This is a genomic window from Rhodoferax sp. UBA5149 (assembly GCF_002413825.1).
In the GTDB taxonomy this organism is placed as follows: domain Bacteria; phylum Pseudomonadota; class Gammaproteobacteria; order Burkholderiales; family Burkholderiaceae_C; genus Rhodoferax.
The window spans coordinates 1-322 of sequence record NZ_DHXT01000219.1 but is presented as its reverse complement, the minus strand read 5'-3'; the positions used below and the strand labels follow the sequence as shown (position 1 = coordinate 322).

General features: G+C 68.0%; 1 protein-coding gene. It reads left to right on the top strand.

What is annotated here, in order from left to right; genetic code table 11:
* Positions 1 to 219, top strand: a 219-nt coding sequence (locus B3V69_RS19540) for a gamma-glutamyl-gamma-aminobutyrate hydrolase family protein (RefSeq protein ID WP_296449113.1), incomplete at its 5' end; no start/stop codon positions are given.
* Positions 220 to 322: the final 103 nt, after the last annotated feature.

Sequence of the window (322 nt, the reverse complement as noted above, 5' to 3'; positions counted from 1 at the left end):
CACCAGGGCATCAAAGAGCTGGCGCCCGGCTTCGTGGTCGAGGCGCGCTGCCCGGATGACGGCATGATCGAGGCCATCCGGCGCACCGGCCCGTCCTATGTGGCCGCCGTGCAGTGGCACCCCGAGTTCCACCGGCCCGAACTCGGCACGCTGGACGACACGCCCCTGCTGACAGATTTTCTTGAAGCGGCGCAAGCCGCCAAAGCCAAAACGGAATAAAGCGCATGCAGCAACTCGCCATCCACAACCCCGCCACCGGTGCGCTGATCTGCCAGGTGCCCGCTGACGATGCCGCGTCCGTGGCGGTCAAGGCGGCCCGGGC